Here is a 20,380-nt window from a genome sequence, read left to right as displayed (position 1 = left end):
CAGCACGGCGGGAAGACCCGGTCATCGCCGCCCTGACCTCCCTCAAGCCCGTCCATCACGCTCAATTCGGTGGTCTTCCGCTCCGCTGGCCAGGACCTAACCACCTCCGGCACCTACTTCGATACGGTTTCCCGCGTCACTGAACCTGTCCTCCTGGACCCTCACGGTCCTCGCCATCCGTAACCGCGTCAGACACTGACACCCGTCCGGGGAACCACCGTGGCTTTCGTCGCGCCGCGCGAGGGACCAGGTGTCACGGTCCGTCTGCACCCACACGCCCGCGCCGTCCAACTGGCACCCCAACTCTGCCTCGGCGAAACCACGGCATAAGCAGCAGACCGTCAGCAGACAACATCTCCATCGCCCGGCGACCCCCGATCTCGTCCCGGGAACTCAAGCCGAGCGATGTGACTCGTTAGCAGGCCGGGCCACCGCCAAGCCTCTTGGGCTGCTCGTGATCCCTCAGAAGGGGCACAACGCGTAGCTGCCGCCCCCGGATGCTTGGTGCTCACACCGAGGGACCCGTCACCACGAGCAAGGGGCACATTTTGCGACTTAAAACCGCCGGGATGGTTTATTTTCCCGCGCCGATTACTGGTGATGGTGTAAGTTTCACAGCGTGAGCGAACAAGAGGACGTTATCGCGGAGCTCGGCAGCGCCGGGGTGCTGGCCGGTGTGCGTTGGGCGCACGTGTCAGCGACCACAAGGTCGTTGGAAACGTACTCCGAGGCAGATGGCCACGACGCCGCTTGGCTCGGTAACACCCGATTCACCCTGTTCCGCGACCGCCTCGACCGCGTCTTCGCTTGTGAGCGGTACGCCGTACATGCGGGAAACGACGACGCCGATCTGGACGTGCTGTACGACCAGTTGTCCGAGCTGGACATCGAGACCATGCCGCGGTTGGACGCCGGCCAGGTGCGCCGAGCAAATCTCAACGGCAGCCCTGGCTGGGCCTACGAGGCGAGTCGGTTTCTGCTCGCGTCGGGCGTCTTCGGCAAGCTTGACCAGATTCCATGGCCACAGAAGAGCCCGACCAAGCAGCGGGTGGCCCGCCAGCGCAGCCCCGAGCCGCCACAAGCCTCGCTGTTCGACGACTTCGAAATGGACGAAGTCGGGGGACTGGAAGCTGCCTTGGCAGCAGTACAGGATCTTGACCTGACGACTCACGTCGTCGCGCACAGCCTTGACCCTCTCAGTCGGCTGTCCGAACTGATCTTGGGCCGCCCTCGTTTGAACACCGGTGGCGGTCAGGCATGGTACTGGCGCCAGAACCTCATGAAGACCCCGCCCGCCGACGGCGGACGTCGTATCGACGATGCTCCTATGCCCACTGGTCCGAACACCGTCCCGGATGCTCCAGTTCGCCTGCGTCGCCCGGCAAGAGAACTGCGCGGCGACCACGCAAGTGATGGACGGTGAGTCCCCGCACGTCCAGCTCAGACCGCGCAGCAGAGGTTTCTGCCCTCTTCGATGGTGCTCGCCTGACGCTGGCCCGGCATCTGGCCGGTCTACGGAAGACCGATCTCGCGGGTCTCGTCGACAAGAGCCCAACGGCCGTGGCGGCGTGGGAGTCTGGAGCCAAGCGGCCCACGGCTCCCACGGTGGCCCAGCTGGCACTCAGCCTCTCTGTCGATCCGGGCTTCTTCGCCGTCCGTCCGGACGACATCGCGGCACTGAGTACCACGCCGCACTTCCGCTCCCTGCGTTCAACGAGTCAGCTGGCACGGGACCAGGCGTTCGCCTACGGGCAACTCGCCGTGGACATCACAGCGAGCCTGGAGCGGCACGTTGAGTTCCCTCGCCCAGATGTGCCGAGTTTCTCGGTGTCCGTAGACGACCGGGTTGGCGACGGCCCAGAGCGAGCCGCGCGGCTTGTTCGGGAACAATGGGGCATCACCAATGGACCCGTCGGCCATCTTGTGCGACTGCTGGAAAACCACGGAGTCCTAGTGGTATTCAGTCCGCCCCAGACGGCCTCCGTCGACGCCTACTCTTTCGACAGCCGTCTCCGTCCAGTCGTGATCCTCAATCCGATCAAGCGGGACTACTACCGACAGCGGTTCGACGTCGCCCACGAACTGGGTCACCTGATCATGCACAGCGACGCCGAACCGGGAGGCCGGATTGTCGAGGACCAAGCCCATCGCTTCGCCGCCGAGTTGCTCATGCCTGCCGGGCAGATTCGTGACCGACTGCCAAGTGCGATGGGCAGCAACGCCTGGCGGGACTTGGCCCGCCTGAAAGAGCAGTGGGGCGTCAGTATCCAGGCTCTATTGTACCGAGCTCGTTGGCTCGGACGGCTAAGCGACGTGTCCTACCGGAACGCCATGACAACTATCTCTTCCCGTGGTTGGCGCCGAAAAGAACCAGGCTTGATCAGCACCATCGAACAGCCGTCACTTCTTCCGAGGGCGGTGGAGTTGCTGGCGCAAGAGGGTATCGACGAGGCAAGGCTGATTGATCAGTGTCGCGTATCACCGGACCTGTTCGGCATCGTGGCGGCTCGCACGCCTGACAACGATTCCCTTCCAATAGCTGCTAGCGCGAGCCCATCTCAACACAGCGGCAACCGAGTGATCTCGCTACTGGAGCACGGAAAACGAAAATAGGGGGAAACACACAGATCGTTGCGACTGGCAAACGGGCGACGTCGCCCCACCATGACCCTGTGGCTCGAGCACACCCGGGCCAACCTGAAAACCAAGGGTCCTGTCGTCTTGGGCAGGCCCCGGCGGACAGACGCCAAGGACGGATGCCTACCTTCCTCCTGTCCTTGCGTCACCCGTTCGTCTACGGGCAGCGTGCCGCCTCGCAGGAGATGCCGGCGCCAAGGCGGCAACGCATCCACCTCGGCCCGCTTCACGAACGTCGCCTTCTACGACGCGAGCAAGAACCCCGGCTCCGTTCCCGGCGACAGGTTCTACAACGCCTTGGTCGACGCCTTCGGCACCTGGATGCGCGCACAATAGGCTGAGCCGCTCGTTAGCCTGGTAGTGCGTGCCGCCGTACGGCGCCACGCACCCAGTCTGCCAATCCTGAGAAGACGTTGTGGTGTCACGCCGGGGACCGATGTTTGCTGGCCGACCCACCTCGGGCGTTCGAGACGGGTCGGGTGCTACGGATCGATGACTAGAGCGCGACCCGTAGTACGGGTTGTCAAGTGAGATCGCGTGAGGGATGCTGGCCCCGTCCCAGACTGGAGACGAGACGTCTCTGAATCCGAACGCCCGACCCAGCAAAACGCCCACGTGGAGACGCCATGCCGCCCGACAGGGCCCAAGCCAAGTACCGGCAGATCGCAGAGCACCTGCGCGCGGGCATCCTGGACGGCACCTACCCGGCCGGCCAACCGCTGCCGTCGGAAGAGGTCTTGGCCAAGCAGTTCGGCGTGACCCGGCCGACCGTGCGCCAGGGCATCGCAGAGCTGCGCGCAGCAGGACTGGTGGAAGTCATGATGGGCCGCGGCATGTTCGTCCGCTCACCCCACTCCCGCCCCAGCTACACACGCCCCCGCGGAGTCCGCCGCGACAGCAACGGACGCTACGTCGAGGCAGACGGCTTGCGGTGGACGGACGCCGAGGAACCTACAGTGACGCGCACAGACGCCCCTATGGCACTCGCGGATCTACTGGACATCCCGCCAGGTGAGCCGATGTATACGTACGACGGGCTACAGACAGCCGACAGGGGCCGGCTCCGTCAACTCCACCGCACCCACGTGCCGTTCTCAATCCTCATCGACACCAAGTACGAGGAAGAAGCGCCCCCGCCGGCCCCGCAGCTCTACAGGGCACTCACGGACCTTGGGCACGATCTCCAGTTCACGGAATACCTACGCACCCGGATGCCGCTACCCGACGAGGCCGAGACCCTGCGCCTCCCCGACGGCGTACCGCTCCTGCACATCCTCCGCGTAACACTCAACGCGAACAGCAAACCCCTGGCCCTGGAAGAGTTCCAACTCCCAGGCGACGAACTAGAGCTGAGCTACCACCTCTGACCCACGAGACCAGCGGCTCAAACTTTCTCTACGTCTTCAAGCACCCGGCTGCGCTCCGCTCCGCCGGGCGGGCTTCCCGGCTCCGCTGGGGCTGCCGCTCCTGCCTTCGGCCCGCTCCGCCCCGCTGCGCCGACGCCCGCCCACTGTGGATAGGCCCGGAGGCATGAGCCGAGCACCCGACGAACACGGCCCACGGTCAGGGACATGCCTCCGGCGGGGGATCGGCCGGCACCGGGTGGGAGGAGCGCCGTTCCCGGCCGCGGGCACATCGTGGCGAGCGTGGGGGGCTCCCATCCCGTCCACCGTCGACCCAGGCAGAGCCGAGCAGACGCGGCCCATGGCGTCCAGGTCGTTCCTCCAGTGGGGCGCTCCACCTGGACGCCATGAACCACGCCCGCTCCACGGTGTGTGGGTCGACGGCGGACGGGATGGGAGCAGGGAGGGTGGATTGGAAAGCAGCGGCGCTTACCTCACGTCCAACCTTGTGAGCGTCTCCTTTCCGTCGGCGGTTTAGGTGCGTAGGGAAGTATCTCAATTACCCTCGCCTTTACTTTCACGCCACTCACCACCACCCGCTTCCAGGAAAGACGAAACTCTCGGCCTTCTTGCGGGTACTGCAAATCTGCCAACCTTTGCACCAAATCACGCACGGAAGAAGCTGGCAATAGTTGCTCGATTAGCCTGAGACAGGTGACTGGAGGGCCGTCCACCGATTTACGTGGATCCAAATAGCGGGCAGTGCCAACCATCCAGGTCCACTCAATGTCTGAGAATGGAGGCCACCCCTGCGGAAGTTTAACAATCGCGCCGTCTGAAATTTCTCTCTGAAGTCGCTCGACCTGCTCTTTACCCTTGCCTATTGCGGATTCTTGTTTCCAGGCGTCCGCTAGGACTCGTGCATCAATCGGCCATTTCGCTTCGACTATCAGCCCGCTTTTACGGTCGCTATCGAGGGCTACGATATCCAAGTCCCCGATTTTCCGTCGATTTGAAGCCAAAACCTTAACCTCTGTCGCAACCTTAACTCCCGGTATCTCGGCAAGACGCGAAGCCCACTTGTTAGACAAGCGCCCAAGAGATGCGCCAAGTTTTCCGGACGTGCTGGGATTGGATGCGGCTGCACGGAGTAGCATCCGCTCCTCAAGGCCGTCCGAAATCAAGGCGAAGGGCATCAGCAGCTGTTCATCCCACGGGATGATGGGGGCAGAGAACGGAGTTTTCCCCTTAGGCCCCCGATAGGTAAGCAATTCGATGAAAGTCTCTACGACGGTACTCTTCGGGTTATACTTCTTCAGCCATCGAATCATCGTTCCTGGTCGCATTGCGATACATGCCGTATCTAGGTTCGGCTCGCCCCTGAACAGGGACAGCTGAAGGAGCGACATCCCCTTGAGCGTACCCATCAGCGGAATGGCCTCTCCGAGAGTCAACCCACCCAGGTCGGCGTCGCGTGGTATTTCCCACGGCTTATTTGCAAGATAGTTCTTCATGTGCTGGATGTACAGGCCGCCGACCCAGACGGGAACATTCTGATGAACGTTTTTCCGTCCTTGCTGGGTCCGAAAGAAGGCGTGCGCCGGCTCCAAGCTTGGCCCGACTGTATTTTCGTCCACATTCTCGGTGTCGATCTCCTCAAGGAGAACGTCTAGGACCTCAATGGATGGATTGACGATTGGTTCAATAACTATTCCCTTGCTTTGCTTTTCAATCCGGATGCGACCAGCCCTGCCGCCTTCCAGTCCAATTTGAATGACTCCCCAGTTTTGCGCCAACTCGAAAGCCTCGTCAATTTCCTGCAAATTGGGCTCGCCGGTGGCTGAAGGGTCGCAGTACAGGAAGCTCCATTCGACGAGACGGGCGGTTATGTTAGCCCAGTCTCGCGTTGCGCCTCCAGGTCCTCTTGCCTCCCATTCTTGAGAACCGGGAGAACCATTCCGGACTTCTCGAACGTATCGAGCGGAAACCGAAAGCAGCAACGCATGTAGCGCCATTTTCCCTGATCTCCAAATGGAGAGTTCGGCGGGTGCGTGCCTAGCTATCTCCTGTAGTCTTTCGTATCCATTCATCGATTCACTCCCTCTAGTTTTGAGAGCCAGAACTAACGGAACCGTCAGCGCGTTCTGCTCTACCGCTCAATGCATCAAACTCGCCGCAGAACGTTTCTCATTTCCTCTGTCAATGCTGATCGGGCTTGGCGGCATGCTCGCCAGGCACCGACATACTCATGGGAGTTCGCGTCATGTCCGGCAACCACAACGTCATGAAAATCCAGCACGGTAAGGGTGGCACGACCCGCCTTGTCGACGAGTGCTCGTTGCGCCACTAGTTCCAGTCTCTGTTGTGCTGCGTAGACACCGTGCTGGCCGAGCGCGACATGCCCTTTGCCGACAAGTGCAGGGGAAGCCTCTGCCCGGGAGAATGCGTCCCTGGCTGTTGAGAGGGCCGTGAGGTACTCAGTGAAGGCGGCGAGCAGCGTGTCACGCTCACGCTCCGAACGGTCGTGCCGCCAGCGGACATGATCGGCAATGAGCGCGGCAAGTACACCAAGCACCGTGCCCACCGCTGTCGCCACGAGCGTCGACCACTGCATGCGATCCCCCCTTGCTGGTGCGATCGGCTCCCAGCAGAAGTACAGCAGCGAAGTACCTCAACCACAGCAGTCGTTAGAGACTTGTCCTGTCTTCTTAGGGCTCTGGTGCGGCCGGTAAGACCGTTGGCGACCGATCTGCATAGAGCTACGGATCAGATGCCCCCCGTGCCACAACCGTGCCAGAACGAGCGGGGAACCACGGGGAACAGCAGGCGCCGGCAGGACATGTGCACCTCGTCCACGGGATCCCTCCTTCCGCAGGTCAGCCGCCAAGTCGCCCAACCTCGCTCCTAAAGTGGTTGTTCAGGAAGAGGAGACTGACCAGTGCGGGGTTGTCACAGACGTGCACAGCGATGCCATCTATCGGCAAGCAAGTCGCCAATTTGTGACAGTACCTCGGTTTCCAAGTAGCGTTGGGCCATGGCCTACACAGCGAATGTTCTGCGAGTGATGATTGCCTCGCCCTCAGACACGACCGAAGCGCGTGACGCCGTGGAAAATGCTATCCACGGCTGGAATGGAGCCAACGCACAGACCAAACAGATCATCCTTCAGTCGTGGCGTTGGGAAACCTCCTCAGTTCCTATTCTCGGCGGCCATCCGCAATCACTGATCAATTCGCAGGGAGTCGACGAATCAGACATTGTGTTCGCACTCTTTGGTAGCCGTCTCGGGTCACCTACAGCGGACGCTGTTTCTGGAACGGTCGAGGAGATTGAGCGCGCCATAGAGCAGAGTAAGCCCGTTCATCTGTACTTCTCAACCGCACAACTTCCCAACGACGTGGACACTTCACAGCTTGACGGACTGCGTACATTTAGGAGTGAAATTAGCCAGCGTGGCCTTCTCGGTGAGTTCTCCAACGTTAGTCAGCTTGAACACCAGGTTTGGAAGGCAATCGAGTATGACATCGCAAGTTTCTCGCTTGGTGTTCCTGTTCTGAAGGTGGCAGATCATGGAGTGAGATTCTCTGTCCAGCCGCGACAGGAGAGGGAAATCCGGTCCTACGACAAGAAAGGAAAGCCGCGATATTCAACGCGTCACTGGCTTGAGATCACCAACGACGGTGGCCAGGACGCAGAGGAGGTCGTGTTCGAGCCCGTAGGGGAAAGCGTCAGCCTTCACTTGGCAACAGACGGCACTCCAACAACGATCCATGCCGGACAGACTCGCCTCCTGAATATTGTCCACTCGATGGGCGGCGGCGATCCAGATATTCTTCGGATTCGCTGGAAAGAGAATAGCGAGAACAAGGATCGCGAGTTTCATGTTGGCTGATGACTCCTGCCGTCTTCCAGCATATGCCTTTCGCCATTCTCCAGGCACCACTTGGGCCCGTAGCACTATAAGGCGGCCCATCCAGCTCGATAACCATTCGCTGGACTGCGCGGTCTCTCACAGGCATTTTACGAACCGCATGCATTGGTAAAGAATTCGCGGCGCCAACCTGGACACATTGAGACTTTATGGAACTTCTAGAATCCATGGAAGTCTCGCATGCGAATACGAATCAGAATTCCTTACACCTGCAGCTGACATCAATCACGCTGGCCGGGGGTGCACACCAACATCCTTGTCCGGCCGTCACAGCAGTCACCAGCAGTAGCCGGAAGGGTCTTGAATCGAACTCCTAAAGCGCTGCTTACCCTTTACGCCGATCAAGAGGAGGACGTGAAGCCGGCGGACTGGTCGAGATGGAACGCGGAGCCGGAAGCCGCCGTCGGAGTCCACCCCATGTGCAGGGCAAGCCGAACGGCCGCGACAACACTGGACGGTTGTACTGGCTCAGCCTCGCGGTCGATCCAGTTGCTCGGATGGGGCTGGTCGGTGATGACTACGAGTGTCATGCCCGGGGTGTCTGCATGCTCGACCGCGAACGTGCACGGCGACCAGGCCAGCCCCTGGGAGTACGTCGGCCTGCCTCGCAGCCGCCAGCGGTAGGGCGTGCCGTCAACATCGATCTGTCGTGACCCCTTGCGGACCAGTGCCATGTCTCCCCCTTCAGCAGCAACGATGCTAGCGAGCCCGGCCCCGCCCTCCGTCTCAGTTTCCGTCTCATTCAGCGCCGTTCACGGCCGTTCACGGCCGTTCAGACGAGACCGTAGCCCGTAGCCGCTCCCGCGACCGACCGGCCATGAACGCAGGTGAACGGACCCGTACGCGGCCACGTGAGGTACCACCACAGTTGGAAAGAGTGCACTTCCCCGCTCCGTAGGAGCTTCCGGCGACTCGTCCGGGCTGCGGCGCTGGGGCGCCGGTCCCGGCCAGCCGCCGGACGTGCCTGCGCCGCACATCTCCGAGCAAGCGAGAGCCCCGCTGCGTGCCTGGTTCGCACAGCGGGGCTCGTGTCCACCAGCGACTACGCAGCCGGGGTGTTCGGTCAGTGCTGCGAGTTCGCTCGATCTGCCATCTCCGCCGTCAGACCGGTGGCAACTAGCCGGGCCAGCAGCTCGGCCGCGTCAGGTCGAAGCGTGCCAAGACAGACAAGACCGTCTCCGAATACCGACACGTCGGCCTTGAGGCCGGGGACGTCTGTCTCCAGGCCCGCTAATCGGAGTTGTTCCGCCAAGGATTCGGCGGCACGCCTGACCTGAGCCCAACCACGGACGTAGGTGCGTGCCTCGGACAAGTTCTCCGCTCGTCGGGCCACGACCCGGCTGAGTCCCATTGCGTCGGCCATGTCGTCTCTCCCGTCAGTTCTTGGGGTGGCAGGTGTTCGCGGTGTCGCGTTCATCGCGTCTGCAGAGCAGGGCTCGGCGGAGCAGTTCCGCAAGGCGTTCGGCGGTGGCCGGCGAGATGCGGCCGAGATCGATGAGACCGTGGCCGAAGGCATTGAGATCGGCGCGCAAATAGGGGAAGTCGCGGGCCATGCCTGCAGCGGTGAGTACGTCACGCAGTGCCGAGGTTGCGTCGCGGGCGGCGTACCACTCCGCCGTGTCCAGCGGCGACCAATGGGCAGCATCGGGGTTCTCGTCGTTGTTCGCCATCACGGGTCACCGGTCCAACTCGTCGTTCAGACCCTCGGCATAGCTGGCGCCGTCGTCGGTGTACTGCTCGCCGTAGTGGTCGGCGCGTTCCATCAGCGCGGCCGAGGCGACCAGCATGACCGCCAAAGAGACCGTACGCAGCGGGCTTGACTCGGGGCGATGGTTGGGAGCGCGAAGCCACTGGTGGCGGTCACCGGCCAAAGGGATGGGGCCTGGTACGACGATGATGGATTCGCGCTGGAGGTAGCGGTAGACCGGTGGCGTGTTCGTCTCCTGAGCGACCACCCGTGCAAAACGACCCTTCGAATTCGGCGGCAGGAAGAAGCCCATCTGGCGCGAAGCCCGGTCGGCCAGGACCGGCCCGACAGCCATCCCCCGTCGTTCCAACTGATCGAACGTCTCAACGCCAAGGCGCTGTTCGATCACTACTACGTCGAAGGCGACGCCCACCTGCAGTGCGTACGGTCGCCTCGGATCATCCGCCCAGTGTTTGCGGCACAGTTCCGGGTCGTCTGCGACAGCGGACAGCCACTGCATGCCCCGCTTCGTCATCCTCTGCACGTCATCCACCTCGGTCTGACACTCCGTCATCGGCCCGCTCGGCCGCCGTACGAACAGACTGCTGCGCCGCCACTGAACTGGGCAGATGACGAGAGGTGACGGGGGATGACGAGGCAGGAGAGCGCGCGTCATCCCCCGTCAGGGTCACAATGGGCGCTCCAATCCGCACAGACGGTATTCAAGTGGTGCACGGATTACGTACATTCGTTGGGCAGCACGGGCGCCGTGCCCGTGCCCGAGGATTTCGGGGGGCGATGACGAGTGCTGGCAACGCAGCCGACTGGCGTCCTCTTACGAGACGCCCGCACACGACGCGGCTGGAGCCAACTCCGCCTGGTCAGCGAACTGCGGCGAATCGCAGGGCAGCACGGCCAAACCCTGCCCGCCGAGGCCAGCGTCAAGCGTCGGCTGGCGAGTTGGGAGAACGGGCACAGCACGCCGGACGAGTTCTATGGTCCCCTCCTGTGCGAAGCGTTCGGCCTTTCGGCTGCCGAACTCGGGCTGAGCAACCTCACAGGCCACGACTTCGCCCTGCTTGACGCCGGCTACCCGGCCAGTCCGGACGCGGCCATTACGACTGTCGACCGGCTGTGGCGTGCCGACCTGAACGGGTACGAGCCGCTGCTCCAAGCCGAGCCCTCCGAACCTGCCTGGAACGAAGCCTCCCTTCGCTGGCTCGTCGCTCCCGAGGCGTCTTTCCCAGCGCCCAGACAGGGACGGGGCCCGCGAGTTGGGCTCACGGATGTGGCCGTGGTGAAAACGACGAGTGATACGTTCGCTCGACTCGACGACCAGTTCGGCGGCGACCACGCACGGCAGGCGGTCATTCAATACCTCAGCAGCGACGTTGCTCCGCTGCTCTCCGGCCAGTACAGCGAAGCCGTCGGACGTGCGCTGTTCGCAACGGTCGCGGAAGCCACTTTGCTTGCCGGGTGGATGTCATACGACTCAGGGCGTCACGGGCTCGCCCAGCGCTACTTCCTCCAGGCCCTCAGACTTGCCCAGGACGGCGATGATCGCCGCCTCGCGGGCAGCATCCTGTCCGCCATGAGCCACCAGGCCACCTTCTTGGGCCAGTACACACATGGGGCGACCCTGGCCCGCGCCGCGCTCATGGGGATCTCCGGAGTGGCAACGCCGACTCTGCGCGCGCAGTTCCACGCGATGGAGGCCCGCGCCCTCGCCCGTACCGGGAACCACCGGGCAACCGAGATAGCTCTCAACGAGGCCGCCAAAGCCCTCGACAGCGCCAACGAAGACGACGAACCCGAATGGATCACCTACTTCGACGCCGCCGAACTGGCGGCAGAGACAGCACACTGTTTTCGCGATGTGCGCCGGGCACGCGACGCCGTGGCCCACGCCGAGAACGCGATGAGCGGGAGCCACGTGCGCAGTGACTTCTTCGCCACCATGGTGCTAGCGGACGCCCACCTGCATGCCGGCGACAGCGAGGAGGCGTGCCGGGTGGCCCTTGACGCCCTGGACATGGGCGAACAGCTGAAGTCAGCCCGATGCGTCGCCTATCTCGCGGAGTTCCGCCGGCATCTCGAATCCCTAGGCCCATCGGCCGCGCTACGAGAATTCACGGAGCAGGCGACCGACAACAGGTTGTGGGCCACAACCAGCCCCCGTGCGTCCGTCTGAGGCCGAACGCTCAGAAGGCGTTCCAGCCTGTACGGCTGCCATCGGTGCGCAGTGTCTCCATTCGGAGGGCGAACTCCGCTGCCGACTTCTCGCTGTCGGCCACCTGCCGACCAAGCCACAGCACCATCATCAGCTCGCGCACATCCGCCAGGACCGAGTAGCCGGGCCAGCTCATGACGTCGAAGCCGTAGTGGTGAACGAAGCCCTCGTACTCCTGCCGTGTGTGCCAGTCAAACCGGTCGTAGAAGATCGCCGTCAGGATCAGGTCCCATTCCCGAGGCGCGAGCGAGAAGCCGTCGAGATCGATCAGGATCGCGTAACCGTCGCGATGCCGCAGGACGTTGCCGACGTTCGCGTCCCCGTGGATCAATCCAAAGGGCAGGACGAAGTCCAGCCGCTCATACTCCTTGGCCAGCCGCAGAACCCGCTGCTCCAGGAACGCGGCATCCTCGGCCGTCACTCCATGCATCGCACCCATCGACGACCGCAGTTTGCCCACCGGATCGAAGTACGTCAGATGCAGTGACTCCGGTTCCTCCAGCCAGTGCAGGCGCTTGAGCAGGTCAGCCAACTCCGTGACCGTCGCGTACTCCTCGCGCTCCTGCGCGCTCTCCCAGAACGTCACCACGCGCCCATCGGCGGTCAGCGGCTGCTCAACACCAGGCAGTACCCGAGTCGCCGGGAAGTTCTGCTCCTCCAGCCAGCGAGCTACCGCGACGGCACGTTCCATCTCCCCCGCCGCGTCAACATCCCGCGCGACGCGGGCGATCACCGGAGCGGACGCCAGCCGATAGACGGCATTCGAACCGAGCCGCAGCAACTCCGCCCCGGACACCTCGACACCGGCCATGACAGCAGCCTCACGCAGAGCCGCGCCAGCTGTCTCCGCCGTGAACTCCCGCCGCTCTGCCGCCTCGTCACCCGCCTCCGAGATCATGCGAACGACGGTACCCGCCGCACCAGATGCGCACCAGAACGAGCGGTTAAAGACGGCCAGAGGCCGACAATCAGGCCCCGTGACAGAGATGCCGAGAGGAGGTATCCGAGCAGGTCAGGGCATATATCGAGGCTGTGCGGCCGTTGATTCCCAAGCTCAGAGCGCGAGTTCGATTCTCGTCACCCGCTCCACGACGAAGGCCCAGGTCAAAGGCCCGGGGGTTGTTTGTTGTCTAGACCTATTTAGGTGCCTCGTGCCCGATGGCTGACCGGCTTGGTCGACGCACCCTCACTTGATCCCCACCATCTGATCAAGGCGCCACGGCAGCGCTGCGGACAGGCACGAGGAAACGAAAGGAGACTTATGGAGGGTGAGGTCAAACCAAGAACATGTCTTCGGACGCCATTCGCGGGCGCGGGCGCCATCGGACGCGATCCACGGCTCAGCACCCATACCAACCCGAACGCTCAACTCCCGCCATGGACAGGCCCGCAGGGACTCATCCAGCTCTTTGCGTTAGCCCCGGCAAGAAGCAAGGCTCAGGTAAGCAGTCGAGCAGCAAGCTGCTCCACTCTTAGGAGGCACCGGGCCAAACTGGGCGACTCCTCAGCAGCCACTCGCGGCCTCCAGTGATTCTGCCCAAAATGGCGAATATCCGATGCGTAAGTGGGTCCTACGGCGGCACCACCCTTTGGCCTCGGAACCAATCCCTCTCTAATGTCTCTCTTCCGGGACCTTCGAGCAAGATTGATGATCTCTTGCTTCGGGTCATTTAACGATTCAGAGTCTCTCGGGATTTTACTCTCAGAAACCCCGAGGAATTCTGCTATTGCCTCTCGATCGGCAAGAAGCCAGCCTTCAAGTTCCGCGATTGCGACACGAAAAACCATGTTTTCAGCGGGCTGTGGAAGCCACACGCCAAGCTTCTCCACGACGCAGCTATCAGACGAATCCATGTCGACCAACACAAACCAGGGGAAATGTCGTGCAGCGCTGTTGTAAGCCGATAGCTTCTTGAGCAGAGAGTCCTTTCCGTTCTTACCCTGGACCATCTTTACCGTTAGCCCGAATTCGCGTAGTATCGAGCGGACCGCGCCCTCGTCGGAAATTCCCTCGACTCCTACCATAACTTGACTCACGCCTACCCCACAAAGAAACTTAGCTGACCGGCCTCTTCAGGGGCTGTGAGTTCTCTAAGAATATCTCCCAGCGGAACCCCCGCTTCACGAAGTGCCTGTAGATCCGGCATCTCAGACAAGGAAGTGACTGTAGTTCCTTCTGATTCCGGAATTAGAGCCAGCACTTCATCTGACGCAATGCCAGAATCATTCAAAATCTCAGGGGAATGTGAACTGACCAGAATCTGACGGGCAGACCTGCGCTGGACTCTGGCGAACATCTGTGGAATATAGCGAACTACCTCAGGATGAAGCGAAAGCTCAGGTTCTTCAAGAAGCAACGGCCCCTTCGAATCAGCTACAGACCAGAGAAGACCGAGCAAACGCAGAGTTCCGTCAGAAAAATGATCCTCCGATTGCCACGCCCCATTCGGCCTCCAATGTTGATATTTCCCTCGAAGGTGAGGAACACCACGAATATCTGGCTGCAGCTCCAAAGTTTGCAGCTGAGGAACAGCAACCTTCAGCGCATCGACAATCTTTCGGAGCCTGGAATCACGCGTCGCTTTTGGCGTTCGTGCGATCTGCTCAAGGAAGTCGCCGCCGAATGGATCGTTCTTCTTTCCCACGGACCTGTCCGGCTCACGGACGAGCTGTGGAACGATGTGCATGTAGCTCAGACTCAAAAAAAACTCGGCAACAGTCCTAAATTTCCGGTTCACATTCACTTGTTCCAGATGCGTCTGCTTCAATCGCTCAACATCATCCCGGTCACCTGAATCCGGACGGCGAAGCACATCTTTCCCGCGGTACTTTACGACTTCCGATTCGATGATCGGTCGCCGGTTGTTATCTTGCTTAAATTTGAGCTCATAAAGCCACTCGTTAGGGATTGCGTCATTCCCGAGTGTCACCTTCAGCGAGATCGAAGGGTACCTCCGTGCGGCAAAGGAGCGGATCATGCTCACTCCGCCACGCCTACCGACCGCAGCCTCAAACCCACCGCCCACCGAAACGATTTCAGAGAGAAAACGGAAACAATCAAGAAAGTTCGATTTTCCCGATGCGTTAGGGCCAACCAAGAACATCCTCTGCTGCAGGTCAACGGAGAAGCTTGTAAAGTTTCGCCAGTTGGCAACTTGAAGACTCGTAAAGCGCATATTTCTACGCTCAAGAGGCTCGGGGGCAGTCTCACCCCTAATTTCATCCATACATCCGCCCTGAGATAGGTGATTCTCTACTTTAGCTTTCTTCCGGGATCATATCGCCTTAACGCTTCGTTGTGGGATTTCCCTGGAGTATCGAGTTCTGTGCGCGCAGAAAAATCTGCGGCATTCGCGTTACCGTGGATCATCCCGAAGGGCAGGATGAGTCACCCGATCGTACTCCTTGGCCAGTCGTACAACCCGCTGCTCCAGGAAAGCAATGTCCCCGGCCCCCACTCCGCACATCGCGCCCCAGCGACGCCCGCAGCTTGCCCACCGGATCAAAATACGTCAGGCGCAACGAATCTGGTTCCTCCAACCAGTGCAGGCGCTTGAGCAGGTCGGCCAACTCTGTGCCCCTCGCGTACTCCTCGCGTTCCTGCGCGTCTCCCAGAACGTCACGACTCCGCCGCCGGCAGTCAGCGGCTGCTCAACGCCGGGCAGCATTCGGGTCGCGGGGAAGTCCTGCTCCTCCAGCCAGCGGGCCACCGCGACGGCACGTTCCATCTCCCCCGCCGCGTCGACATCCCGCGCGACTCGGGCGATGACCGGGGCGGACGACAGCCGGTACACGGCGTTCGAACCGAGCCGTAGTAGCTCCGCCCCGGACACGTCGACATCGGCCACGCCCGACGCCTCACGCAGCGCCGCATCAGCCGTCTCCGCCGTGAACTCTGGCCGTTCGTCGGGTCGGTCAGCCGCCTGCGAGGTCATGTGATCGACGGTACCCGCCGTGCCAGAACCGTGCCAGAACGTCCGGCGACTCACGGATACGAGCAGGTCATACCCGACGAGCCGGCCGGGTGGCAATCCGACAATAAAAGCTGGTCAGGGCGCCAAAGCTGGCCCTCCGGCCGGTGATTCCCAAGCTCAGAGCGCGAGTTCGATTCTCGTCACCCGCTCCACGACGAAGGCCCAAGTCAGCGACTTGGGCCTCGTCCAGGTCCATGGCACCGAACGTGGGCAGAATGTACAGCCGCAGCAGCCGCCGGTACAGCTCATCAGTGGTGGCCGGCAGGCCTCGCTCCTCGATCCACTGCACGGCGTACGCCTTGAAGTTGACCGCTCCGGCGGCCGGGTCCCGCCAGTCACCGCCACGGACCTCCACCTGTTGTTCGGCGAGCCAATCGTCAGCATCACCCGCCGTCGCGAAGGTCTCGGGCGTCGGCCGGTCCACACCGTCCAGGGCCCAGATAGTGAACCGCCTGAGGGTGGCCGGACGGTAGTTTGCGGTACGGCCGAAGCGCCTCTGCTTCCCTTTCGCGGCCATCAGACATGCGCGCCTGCTCAAAGGCGCCGACCGCGTCCTTGACCTGGTCCCTGCCGGAACCGATGCTCGCCACCCCCCACACCAGCCGCAGGCATCGACGGTTTCCTGGGTACAGGGTTTGGTGCTGCCCTTTCTGCCATGACCGGACGTGCGCGGCGCCATCGGTCAATGGCGAAATCGGTCAGACAGCAGGCCGATTGATGGGAGTTGGCGGGCCTCGTCAGTCTGCGAGTGCCGTGTCGAGGCGAGCCAGCGATGCCTGCAGGCTTTTCATCTGTTGCGGGTCCAGCGAGCCGAAGAGCTTGCGCAGGACATGGGAGCCCGCCTCCTCCGCTGCCGCCAGCGTGGTGCTGCCTGCGGCAGTCAGGGAGACGGTCTTGCGGCGGCGGTCGTCGGTGTCGTCGGTGCGGGAGACCAGCCCGAGGCGTTCGAGTCCTTCCACGATTTGCGTGACGGACCGGGGGGCCTGGCCGAGGGCGTCGGCGAGTTGGGCCTGGTGCAGGGTGCCGTGCGTGGCCAGGGCCTGGAGGACCTTGGTGCGGGACAGGGAGAGTCCCACGGTCGACTGCATGTGCCGGTCCACTGCTCCGCGCAGGCCGTGGGCGATGGTGAGGAAGGTCAGTCCTACCTGCTCAGGGCCGGTGTCGGCGGTGATCGCCTCGTACTCGCTCATGGTGTCGGGTATCCTCCCACACTGAGGTCATGAGGTACCTCACGAATGGAGTGAAGTGATGACCCGTCCCGTTGCTGTGATCACCGGAGCCACCTCCGGCCTGGGCCGTATCGCCGCCCTCGACCTGGCCGGCCGCGGCTACCGCATCGGCATGGTGGCCCGCTCCCGTACCAAGGCCGACGCCATCAGGAGCGAACTCAAGGCGGTGGCCGGTGATGTGCCGGTGGACGTTTTCTACGCGGACCTGGGCCTGATCTCACACGCTCGACGGGTCGGACAGGAGATCGCCGCGTTCTACCCGCGTCTGGACGTGCTGGTCAACAATGCCGGGCTGCACGCCTTCTCACAGCGCACCACCACCGAAGGCTTCGCGAACATGACGGCGGTCAACTATCTGGGGCCGTTCGTGCTGACCCAGGCCCTGACCGACGGGCTCCTGAGCTCGGGGCCGTCCCGAATTGTCAACGTCGCGTCCGAGGCGTCCCAGCAGGCGAGGACGATCGCACCGGCGGAGGACCTGCGCGATGTCGCCCCTTACACCCGCCGGGCGTCGATGCCGCTGTACGGGCGGACCAAGCTGATGACGATCATGTGGACGCAGGAACTGGCCCGGCGCCTGGATCCCGCGAAGGTCACGGTCAACTGCTGTGATCCCGGCTTCAACGCCACCGGCCTGGGACGCGATCTGCCCGGATCCGAGGTGCTGCGGCGGGTGCTGAACACACTGCCCATCGGTGACCCGCGCAAGGGTGCGGGCATCATCGTCCGGCTCGCCACCGATCCCGCGTTCGCCCACACCAGCGGCGGCTACTTCTCCGTACGCGACGCCAAGCCGCTGGAGTGCCCCGAACCCGGGCGGGACCCCCGCGTACAGAAGGAGCTGTGGGATCAGACCATGGCGCTCCTGGCGGACCGCGGCACGTTCGGCTGAGACCTGGCGGCTCCGTCTCAAGGAGGACGCCGGCAGGTACGGGGGTACTGACCCCGGCGCGGATTCAGCCTTGAGTAGCTCACGTCGGCCACGCCCGCCTTCTACGTTTTCATCCGGCGCCTGTCAGGCCCGCTTTCACACATCCTCTTTCTCCTGGTGGGAGTGACTTTTCGTGGCCACCTTCCTCTACCGGCTCGGCCGGCTCGCCTTCCGACGGCGCTGGCGTGTGCTGTTGGCCTGGGTCGCGGTGCTGGTCGCCGCCGGCGTCGGCATCAGCAGCGTCTCCGGCAGCACGACGGACGACTTCACCCTTCCCGGCACCCAGTCGCAGCGGGCCATCGACCTGCTGGAGGCGGAGTTTCCGCAGGCATCCGCCTCGGGTGCCACCGCCCGCGTGGTCGTCGAAGCACCGGACGGCGAGAAGCTGACGTCGGCCGCCCGCAAGGCTCAAGTGGAGGCGCTGGTCGATGAATTGCGCACGGCGCCGCAGGTGGCCACTGTCGCCGACCCGTTCTCCAGCGGGCTGGTGTCCGCCTCGGGCGGCGTCGCCTACGCCCAGGTCACCTACGCGGTACCGCAGGCGGAGATAACCACCGCTGCCTCCGACGCCCTGCGCGAGGTGGTGCGGCAAGGTGCGGAGGCGGGCCTGGCCGTCAGCCTGGGCGACAACGCGGTTCTGGACGAGGGTGAGAACAACGCCGCGGAGCTGATGGGCTTGCTGGTCGCCGCGTTCGTACTGGTGATCACCTTCGGTTCGCTGGTCGCGGCCGGGCTACCGCTGCTGTCCGCGATCGTCGGCGTCGGAATCGCACTGTGCGGGATCACCGTCGCCTCGTCGTTCGTCGACATGGCCTCCAACGCGCAGACGCTGGCTCTCATGCTGGGCCTGGCGGTGGCAATCGACTATGCCCTGTTCATCGTCTCCCGCTACCGAAGCGAGTTGCTGCGGGGCCACCGGCCGGAGGAGGCCGCGGGCCGGGCCCTGGGGACAGCGGGATCCGCGGTGGTGTTCGCCGGCTTGACGGTGATCATCGCTCTGGTGGGTCTCTCCGTCATCGGCATCGCGATGCTGACCACCATGGGGCTGGCCGCGGCATTCGCCGTCACCATCGCGGTCCTGGTCGCCCTGACCCTGCTGCCCGCGCTGCTGGGCTTCACCGGCACGCGCGTGGCCAACGGCCGCCTGACCACACGCCGGATGCGCGCCGCGGAGCGCGGCCGCCGCACCACGATGGGAGTGCGCTGGGGCCGCTTCGTCACCCGCCACCCCTGGAAGACGCTCCTGGTCTCCGTCGTCGGCCTCGGCGTGCTGGCCCTCCCGGCCCTGTCGCTGCGGCTGACCCTGCCGGACGACAGCATGGCCGCCCCGGGCAGCACCCAGCGCATGGCCTACGACACCCTCAGCAAGGGCTTTGGGCCGGGCTTCAGCGGCCCGTTGACCGTCGTCGTCGACGCGCGCAGCAGCGACGATCCCGAGGCGGCGGCGAAAGACACCACCGCTTTGCTGGACGGACTCGCTGACGTCGCCACCGTGCGACCGCCCGTCTTCAACCGGGCCGGTGACGTCGCCCTGATCACCGCCGTTCCGGGCAGTTCCCCCACCAGCCGGGCCACCGTGGATCTGGTCGCCGACATCCGTGAGAGCGGCACGGCCACGGAGGATGACAGCGGCGCGCAGGTGATGGTGACCGGCACGACCGCCCTCAACATCGACGTCTCGGCGAAGCTCGGCGAGGCGATGGTCCCCTACCTGGCCATCGTCGTCGGGCTCGCATTGATCCTGCTGCTGCTGGTGTTCCGCTCGCTGCTGGTTCCGCTCAAAGCCGCCCTCGGCTTCCTGCTCAGCGTGGTCGCCACCCTCGGTGTACTGGTTGCCGTTTTAGTGGGGCTGGCTCAAGGACATGTTCGGCGTCGACGAGACCGCGCCGATCGTCAGTCTGCTGCCGATCCTGCTGATCGGCGTCGTCTTCGGCTTGGCCATGGACTACGAGGTCTTTCTCGTCTCGGGCATGCGCGAGGCGTACGTCCACGGCGCCTCGCCCACCGAAGCCGTCGTCACCGGCTTCCGGCACGGAGCCCGCGTGGTCACCGCAGCGGCCATCATCATGATCTCGGTGTTCGCCGGGTTCCTCCTCGACGACGTCGCTCTGGTGAAGTCGATCGGCATGGGACTCGCCGTCGCGGTTCTCTTCGACGCCTTTGTCGTCCGTATGACCATCGTCCCGGCCGTGATGACCCTGCTCGGCGACCGGGCCTGGTCGCTTCCCGCCTGGCTGGACCGGATCCAGCCCAACGTGGATGTGGAGGGGGAAAAGCTGCGCCACATCCTCGACGACCGAGATCGGGGGGCGGGCATGCCCGACCCCGCGGGCCAGAAACCGGAGCCGGCTGCCCCCGTCGGCTGAACGCCCGGTGGGCCACACCCGTCGGCCCTGTCCCTCCGAGGCCGGCAGGCGG

At 63.4% G+C, this 20,380-nt stretch carries 16 protein-coding genes and 1 pseudogene; 7 read left to right on the top strand and 10 right to left on the bottom strand.

Annotation, left to right across the window (positions count from 1 at the left end; genetic code table 11):
- Positions 1-619 precede the first annotated feature (619 nt).
- From ACZ63I_RS01700 to ACZ63I_RS01690, 3 genes are all read left to right on the top strand, one after another.
- The gene (locus ACZ63I_RS01700; protein WP_469334335.1) at positions 620-1,423 is read left to right on the top strand and encodes a hypothetical protein; all 804 of its coding nucleotides are present in this window, start codon (positions 620-622) and stop codon (positions 1,421-1,423) included.
- A complete protein-coding gene (locus ACZ63I_RS01695; RefSeq protein ID WP_469334333.1) occupies positions 1,420-2,613 on the top strand; it encodes a helix-turn-helix domain-containing protein in 1,194 nt (397 codons plus the stop codon). The genes ACZ63I_RS01700 and ACZ63I_RS01695 overlap by 4 nt, the downstream gene beginning before the upstream one ends.
- A gap of 650 nt (positions 2,614-3,263) precedes the next feature.
- Entirely contained in the window at positions 3,264-4,004 is a 741-nt protein-coding gene (locus ACZ63I_RS01690; RefSeq protein WP_469334331.1) for a GntR family transcriptional regulator, read from the top strand.
- A gap of 470 nt (positions 4,005-4,474) precedes the next feature.
- Here the strand turns inward: ACZ63I_RS01690 and ACZ63I_RS01685 are convergent, their stop codons facing one another.
- The gene (locus ACZ63I_RS01685; RefSeq protein WP_469334329.1) at positions 4,475-6,070 is read right to left on the bottom strand and encodes a hypothetical protein; all 1,596 of its coding nucleotides are present in this window, start codon (positions 6,068-6,070) and stop codon (positions 4,475-4,477) included.
- Positions 6,071-6,144: 74 nt separating this feature from the next.
- Positions 6,145-6,594: a hypothetical protein gene (locus tag ACZ63I_RS01680; protein ID WP_469334327.1), complete on the bottom strand. Its 450-nt coding sequence runs from the start codon at positions 6,592-6,594 to the stop codon at positions 6,145-6,147.
- Positions 6,595-7,014: 420 nt separating this feature from the next.
- On the opposite strand from ACZ63I_RS01680, the gene ACZ63I_RS01675 reads away from it, so the two are divergent.
- Positions 7,015-7,872: a DUF4062 domain-containing protein gene (locus ACZ63I_RS01675; protein WP_469334325.1), complete on the top strand. Its 858-nt coding sequence runs from the start codon at positions 7,015-7,017 to the stop codon at positions 7,870-7,872.
- A gap of 380 nt (positions 7,873-8,252) precedes the next feature.
- Here ACZ63I_RS01675 and ACZ63I_RS01670 read toward each other — a convergent pair whose 3' ends face one another.
- From ACZ63I_RS01670 to ACZ63I_RS01660, 3 genes are all read right to left on the bottom strand, one after another.
- Positions 8,253-8,585, bottom strand: a complete 333-nt coding sequence (locus ACZ63I_RS01670; protein ID WP_469334323.1) for a hypothetical protein — start codon at positions 8,583-8,585, stop codon at positions 8,253-8,255.
- Between the two features lie 702 nt (positions 8,586-9,287).
- Positions 9,288-9,581 (bottom strand): hypothetical protein, encoded by a 294-nt coding sequence (locus ACZ63I_RS01665; protein WP_469334321.1) that lies wholly within the window; start codon positions 9,579-9,581, stop codon positions 9,288-9,290.
- Between the two features lie 6 nt (positions 9,582-9,587).
- The gene (locus ACZ63I_RS01660) at positions 9,588-10,151 is read right to left on the bottom strand and encodes a bifunctional DNA primase/polymerase (protein WP_469334319.1); all 564 of its coding nucleotides are present in this window, start codon (positions 10,149-10,151) and stop codon (positions 9,588-9,590) included.
- Positions 10,152-10,403: 252 nt separating this feature from the next.
- Here ACZ63I_RS01660 and ACZ63I_RS01655 point away from each other — a divergent pair, with 252 nt between their 5' ends.
- Positions 10,404-11,789 carry a helix-turn-helix domain-containing protein gene (locus ACZ63I_RS01655; RefSeq protein WP_469334317.1) on the top strand — a complete coding sequence of 462 codons (1,386 nt, stop codon included), beginning with the start codon at positions 10,404-10,406 and terminating at the stop codon, positions 11,787-11,789.
- Between the two features lie 10 nt (positions 11,790-11,799).
- Here ACZ63I_RS01655 and ACZ63I_RS01650 read toward each other — a convergent pair whose 3' ends face one another.
- The 5 genes from ACZ63I_RS01650 to ACZ63I_RS01630 form a co-directional block, all read right to left on the bottom strand.
- Positions 11,800-12,726, bottom strand: a complete 927-nt coding sequence (locus ACZ63I_RS01650) for a phosphotransferase family protein (protein ID WP_469334315.1) — start codon at positions 12,724-12,726, stop codon at positions 11,800-11,802.
- 1,141 nt (positions 12,727-13,867) lie between these two features.
- Complete coding sequence (locus ACZ63I_RS01645) at positions 13,868-15,004, bottom strand: AAA family ATPase (RefSeq protein ID WP_469334313.1); 1,137 nt, start codon at positions 15,002-15,004, stop codon at positions 13,868-13,870.
- Between the two features lie 336 nt (positions 15,005-15,340).
- On the bottom strand, positions 15,341-15,763 hold the full coding sequence (locus ACZ63I_RS01640) for a hypothetical protein (RefSeq protein ID WP_469334312.1): 423 nt from the start codon (positions 15,761-15,763) through the stop codon (positions 15,341-15,343).
- Positions 15,764-15,830: 67 nt separating this feature from the next.
- Positions 15,831-16,319, bottom strand: coding sequence for a hypothetical protein (locus ACZ63I_RS01635; protein WP_469334310.1), 489 nt, complete (start codon positions 16,317-16,319; stop codon positions 15,831-15,833).
- 220 nt (positions 16,320-16,539) lie between these two features.
- A complete protein-coding gene (locus ACZ63I_RS01630; RefSeq protein WP_469334309.1) occupies positions 16,540-16,992 on the bottom strand; it encodes a MarR family winged helix-turn-helix transcriptional regulator in 453 nt (150 codons plus the stop codon).
- Between the two features lie 58 nt (positions 16,993-17,050).
- Between ACZ63I_RS01630 and ACZ63I_RS01625 the strand changes: the two genes are divergently transcribed.
- Entirely contained in the window at positions 17,051-17,923 is an 873-nt protein-coding gene (locus ACZ63I_RS01625; RefSeq protein ID WP_469334307.1) for an SDR family NAD(P)-dependent oxidoreductase, read from the top strand.
- 172 nt (positions 17,924-18,095) lie between these two features.
- A pseudogene (locus ACZ63I_RS01620) lies at positions 18,096-20,328 on the top strand (MMPL family transporter).
- Positions 20,329-20,380 lie beyond the last annotated feature (52 nt).

Source organism: Streptomyces sp. NPDC087906, assembly GCF_055584925.1.
The sequence above is the reverse complement of the archived record's forward strand: the minus strand, read 5'-3'. Positions and strand labels throughout refer to the sequence as shown.

Coding starts and splice junctions, on each gene's coding strand:
- ACZ63I_RS01690 (WP_469334331.1), top strand. CDS start 3,264: ATGCCGCCCGACAGGGCCCAAGCCAAGTACCGGCAGATCGCAGAGCAC.
- ACZ63I_RS01685 (WP_469334329.1), bottom strand. CDS start 6,070: ATGAATGGATACGAAAGACTACAGGAGATAGCTAGGCACGCACCCGCC.
- ACZ63I_RS01680 (WP_469334327.1), bottom strand. CDS start 6,594: ATGCAGTGGTCGACGCTCGTGGCGACAGCGGTGGGCACGGTGCTTGGT.
- ACZ63I_RS01675 (WP_469334325.1), top strand. CDS start 7,015: ATGGCCTACACAGCGAATGTTCTGCGAGTGATGATTGCCTCGCCCTCA.
- ACZ63I_RS01670 (WP_469334323.1), bottom strand. CDS start 8,585: ATGGCACTGGTCCGCAAGGGGTCACGACAGATCGATGTTGACGGCACG.
- ACZ63I_RS01665 (WP_469334321.1), bottom strand. CDS start 9,581: ATGGCGAACAACGACGAGAACCCCGATGCTGCCCATTGGTCGCCGCTG.
- ACZ63I_RS01650 (WP_469334315.1), bottom strand. CDS start 12,726: ATGATCTCGGAGGCGGGTGACGAGGCGGCAGAGCGGCGGGAGTTCACG.
- ACZ63I_RS01645 (WP_469334313.1), bottom strand. CDS start 15,004: ATGCGCTTTACGAGTCTTCAAGTTGCCAACTGGCGAAACTTTACAAGC.
- ACZ63I_RS01640 (WP_469334312.1), bottom strand. CDS start 15,763: ATGACCTCGCAGGCGGCTGACCGACCCGACGAACGGCCAGAGTTCACG.
- ACZ63I_RS01635 (WP_469334310.1), bottom strand. CDS start 16,319: ATGGCCGCGAAAGGGAAGCAGAGGCGCTTCGGCCGTACCGCAAACTAC.
- ACZ63I_RS01630 (WP_469334309.1), bottom strand. CDS start 16,992: ATGAGCGAGTACGAGGCGATCACCGCCGACACCGGCCCTGAGCAGGTA.
- ACZ63I_RS01625 (WP_469334307.1), top strand. CDS start 17,051: ATGACCCGTCCCGTTGCTGTGATCACCGGAGCCACCTCCGGCCTGGGC.